Source organism: Candidatus Viridilinea mediisalina (genome assembly GCF_002532535.1).
GTDB lineage: Bacteria > Chloroflexota > Chloroflexia > Chloroflexales > Chloroflexaceae > Viridilinea > Viridilinea mediisalina.
In genome coordinates this window covers 1-4,454 of the sequence record NZ_NQWI01000201.1, presented here as the reverse complement: position 1 = coordinate 4,454, position 4,454 = coordinate 1, and the positions used below count along the sequence as shown (strand labels likewise).

Below are 4,454 nucleotides of genomic sequence, written 5' to 3'. Positions count from 1 at the left end.
AAACTGTGGGCACTCGATGCGCAGATGCTGGAAGCGAGCGCCAACCCCATCGCCACGATCACGCTGATCCACCGCGAGGCGCAAGCAACGCGCCACAATCCCGAAGAGCGCATGCGGCGCAAGATCGCCCGTTTTCGCGCCTGTCTGCGCCAGGGCTATTCGGCTGAGGATCTGCGCCACCTGTACCGGCTGTTGGATCAACTCATGCGTTTGCCACCCAGCATTGATGAGCCAGTACGTGCTACAATGCGTCAGATTGAACAGGAGGAGCGTGGTATGACTCCCTTTGTGACCAGTATCGAACGGCTGGCCGGTGCCGAGGCCGCGATCAAAACCAAACATGAGATGGTGCTACGACTGCTCAAGCGCAAATTGGGCATGTTGAACGAGTCATCAGAGGCGCAGGTTGCGGCATTGGACACCACCCAGTTAGATGCACTCAGCGAGGCACTGCTCAGCTTCACAGCCCAGGCGCACCTTGAGGCGTGGCTGCAGGGGCAGCGCGAGGGGTGGGATGTGGCTCCATTTGAGGCGTCGGTCTATGTGCAGGCCGAGCGCAACATGGTGCTGCGTCAGTTGAAGCGCAAGTTGGGAAGCCTCAGCGAGCCATTGGAGGCGCAGATTGCGCTATTGCATGCCCCGCAGATAGCGTCATTGAGCGAGGCACTTTTGGATTTCACGACGCAGGCTGAGCTTGCGGCGTGGCTGCGGGGGCAGGGTGGGGGGGAGCAGGGGCTTTCAGGATACTGCTGATTTATGCATGCACGGACCTGGGAACGCGGGCGTCTCGCCCGCATGCGGGCGGGACGCCCGCGTTCCCAGGAGAATAAACCAGCAGTATCCTGAAAAGGGTAGTGGGGCGGGTTTCAGGCTGAAGGCCGTGAGGCAGTGGCGATGAGTGTGTGGCGGCTAACGGTAACGATACGAGGGCGAACCCCAGCTTGAGCCATCCCACGTATAGACAACATGCCAGAAGCGAGGGCTGTTACATAAATCAATAATCTGAAGTTGTCCAGGGGGTGCCTGAGGAATTGGACGATACTCGGTTGTGATGATGTAGACGAGTTGGGAGCGATCATAGAAATTCTCGCCGCCCTGTTTGCTCTTGAGCCTCACACTCTGGATTTGATCCATACCGCAGGTAACGCCCCCCCTTGTTGAGCGATAGCGATGGCCATCACGTACAAGGGCATCAAGGTCGCGTACGTTGGGTTCATTGCGTGCTGTGACGATTTGCAAGACATGATCGGATGCTCGTTCATAGTAATCTAATCGCCAGACATTGTCATATCTCTTGTACAAGAGTTCCAGGTTGCTCGACACGGTCATAATATCACTACGAAGTTGAATATTGATCTCTATTCTTTCAATACCAGCATTGAGATCGGTGTTGCGACGCACAACCTTGAGGTTATGGATCTGATTGCTCCGAATCTGCCACCCTATCTCGCTCTCGTCATCGGTAATGTACTCTCCCTCTAGATCACGACGGATCTGCTGCTCAGAGACTGCACCGCCACCAAAACTGGGCAAACCCAAGCCGCTAAAGCCTACCAAGATCAAGATGATCAGCAGCACGCCGCCACCAATCATCCCGTAGAGTGCCCGACTAGCGCCCGTACCCGCCGCAGCAATCTGCTGATTCAGATGGGCTATTTCGCCATCGATCCGTGCGATCTCTTGGTCGAGCGCATCAAGGCGCGCATAGTGTTCCGCGAGTGCGCTAAGCTCTGGGCGCACATGATCAATCTGCTCGCCCAACGTATGTTGTAGTTCACGACTCTGTTGTGCCAACGTCTTGATCTGCTGTTGGCTATCGCGCAACTCTTGGCGCAGCGCCGTCAGTTGCACCTCAAGCGGCTGCATGTCCATCAGATGGGCAGCCTTCAGCGCCGCGAGTTGCTGATCGTCTTGTGCAGAACCACTGCTGTTCTGACCCGCCGCCGCTGCCCGTTGCTCCTGATAGTCCTTGATGCGTGCCGCAAACTGCTGTTCCAACTCGGCCTTCTGCGCTTCTAGGCGTTGGATTTCACCCTGCAGGCGATCATGCGTCGCCTGTAGGTCAGCGCGTTGCTGCTCAAGCTGCACCAATTGATCGAACGTCGCTGCATAGTCGGGATGCTCAAGCCGCTCGCGCCAGACATACTCACCCAACTGAGCCACCGCCTGCTTGCGCTCCTTTTCGCGGGCCTTGCGCTCGTGACCCAACTTCACAATCTGGACACGCTGCTTACCAACATCAACGCCAGCACGGAGGCGGGCCTTTAAGGTGGCGAAAAAGTCTTGCATGGTGATTCCTGTGATTTGGCTTAGGTGGCTTATTGCGATGCGCCGATGCGGGTGAATTCAAGCTCCATATCTTGGATTATCCAGATCATTTTGTCTCCAGAGACAAAGATCTCAACCTCCAAAATAGGATCGTTAAAGATACTATCTCCAGCGTAGATACGTAGCCTTCTTTCATCTTCCAGGATATAGGTTCCTTTCAGATGAGGGTAGCGCTGGGATCCGTTTGCAGCATCGCCATGACCCCCGTGTACCTCTAGATCAAAAATCTCTACTCGCCCATCAGGTGTAAACATAACATCGAATTCTGGTGCCTGAGGAGAGCGTGGCTGTGGGCCTTGTGACCCAAGCGACACTATCCACTTGCCGTATACGTCAGTACGGGGGCCACTTGTTATTACATCAAACGTATTGAGAAGTGGTTGATCATTTACCACAATGCGGATCTTCCCTAAGCAAAGGTCGAGCTGCGTACCGGCAGGCGGTTCTTGGCTGATGATTTGGCCTAAAGGTAGGTTTTGATGTAGTTCAGCCTCAAGTTGAGGCCTCAGGCCGCTAAAATCTTGAAGTGTACGTTCGATGTTAACTTCGCCAACGTTGAGGCCGACTAGAGCGGGGATTTCGCACGGGCCAACATTACTTAAGCCTTCTACCTGTCCCACATGGTTATTTCCCCAGCAGTGCAGCGCTCCGGTGCTGGTCATCGCACAGGTATGAAACCCACCTGTGCTAATCTGGCTGACCGGGCCGAGGTCGTTGGGTACCGTCGCCTGTCCCATCTCATTATGTCCCCAGCAACGCAGCGATCCGGTGCTGGTAATTACACAGGTGTGGAATAGTCCTGCGTTGACTTGGGTGACTGAACCGAGGTCACTGGGGACTATCGCTTGCCCTGTGGGGTTACTATGCTCATCCGCATTACTGCCCCAGCAGCGCAGCGCTCCGGCACTGGTGATCGCACAGGTGTGGAGCCCGCCTGCACTGACATGGCTGACCGGGCCGAGGTCGCTGGGTACCGTCGTTTGTCCAGTGGGGTTACTACGTTCATCCGTGTTGCTACCCCAGCAATGCAGCACTCCGGCACTGGTGATCGCACAGGTATGGTATCCACCAGTGCTGACCTGGGTGACTGGGCCGAGGTCGCTGGGTACTGTTGCTTGGGCAGAGCGCGTACCAGCGGAATTGGGGTTGCGATCCCAACAACCCAGTCTCCCAACGCTGTTGATGGCGCAGAGGTGTTCAAATCCGACACTTACCTGAGTCATCGGGCCGAGATAATGGGGAAGCGTTGAAATATTCCCCCAACAGGAGAGTTCACCAGCACGGTTGATCACGCATGTATTCCACCATCCCGCCACTACCACCGGCAACTCTGTGGTGCTCGCACTCTGCGCTAGCGAACCAGCAGTTTCTTGGATAGGTGCCAGATCCCCATCTTCCTGCCCCAGACTCACGACAAGACGCACCTCGCCCGCACACGGGCTGAGCCGCGTGCCAGCGGGTGGCTCTTGGCTGATGATGCGCTCTGCGGGTACGTTGGGGTTGAATTCGGCGCTTCGTAGTACGGTGAGCCCTACGCCCTGAATCAGGCGTTCTGCGTTGGCCCCTTCGAGGCCGACGACGGCGGGGACTTCGCAGGCGGTGGCTTGTGCGTTAGGAGTCGTGGTAGTACTGCCACAGGCGCTGAGGAATAGTAGCAACAGGGCGATGATGCTCGCGCAGAGACGGGAAGAGGTAGCGGTGTGCATGGTGAAATCCTTCAGTTCTTGGGGCAATTGCTTAACGCGGTCTCTTCTGCAAGAAGAGCCAGAGGCCAAGCGCGCCGCCCACGCTGAGGACGAGCAGCATGACGCTAATGGCTATTGGTAAGGCCCAAGGGTTTGGGTTGGTCGCTGGTGGTGCATCAGGGACGCTAGGGATCGCACCACCCGCAATCGTGGCTGGGGTTGGGCTGCTACTTGCCGCTTCATCTGGGGTTGGCGGAATTGGCGTGGCGGTTGGGGTGAGCGCCGCGAGCTGCTCAGGCGTCAGGGGCCGCCAAGCCGGATGCTGGCCAATGTTGCTGATGCGTTGCGGATCGCCCGCCTCAAGATTGATCAGCCAGAGGCCGTCGGGATGCATGCCCGGACCAAAGTGTACCTGCTCCGTGTCTTGGGCTACCACCAGCC

3 protein-coding genes and 1 pseudogene are annotated in these 4,454 nt (G+C 56.9%); 1 reads left to right on the top strand and 3 read right to left on the bottom strand.

All coding sequences use genetic code 11. The annotated features are described in order from the left end of the window. Positions 1-753, top strand: a 753-nt coding sequence (locus tag CJ255_RS21115; protein ID WP_124682046.1) for a DUF4351 domain-containing protein, incomplete at its 5' end; no start/stop codon positions are given. A 156-nt stretch (positions 754-909) separates the two neighbouring features. Here the strand turns inward: CJ255_RS21115 and CJ255_RS21110 are convergent. The 3 genes and pseudogenes from CJ255_RS21110 to CJ255_RS23840 all read right to left on the bottom strand — a co-directional run. Next, on the bottom strand, positions 910-2,289 hold the full coding sequence (locus CJ255_RS21110; RefSeq protein WP_097646054.1) for a hypothetical protein: 1,380 nt from the start codon (positions 2,287-2,289) through the stop codon (positions 910-912). Between the two features lie 29 nt (positions 2,290-2,318). After that, complete coding sequence (locus CJ255_RS21105; RefSeq protein ID WP_097646053.1) at positions 2,319-4,034, bottom strand: PASTA domain-containing protein; 1,716 nt, start codon at positions 4,032-4,034, stop codon at positions 2,319-2,321. A gap of 31 nt (positions 4,035-4,065) precedes the next feature. Further along, positions 4,066-4,454 (bottom strand): annotated as a pseudogene (locus tag CJ255_RS23840) (hypothetical protein); the annotation flags it as partial.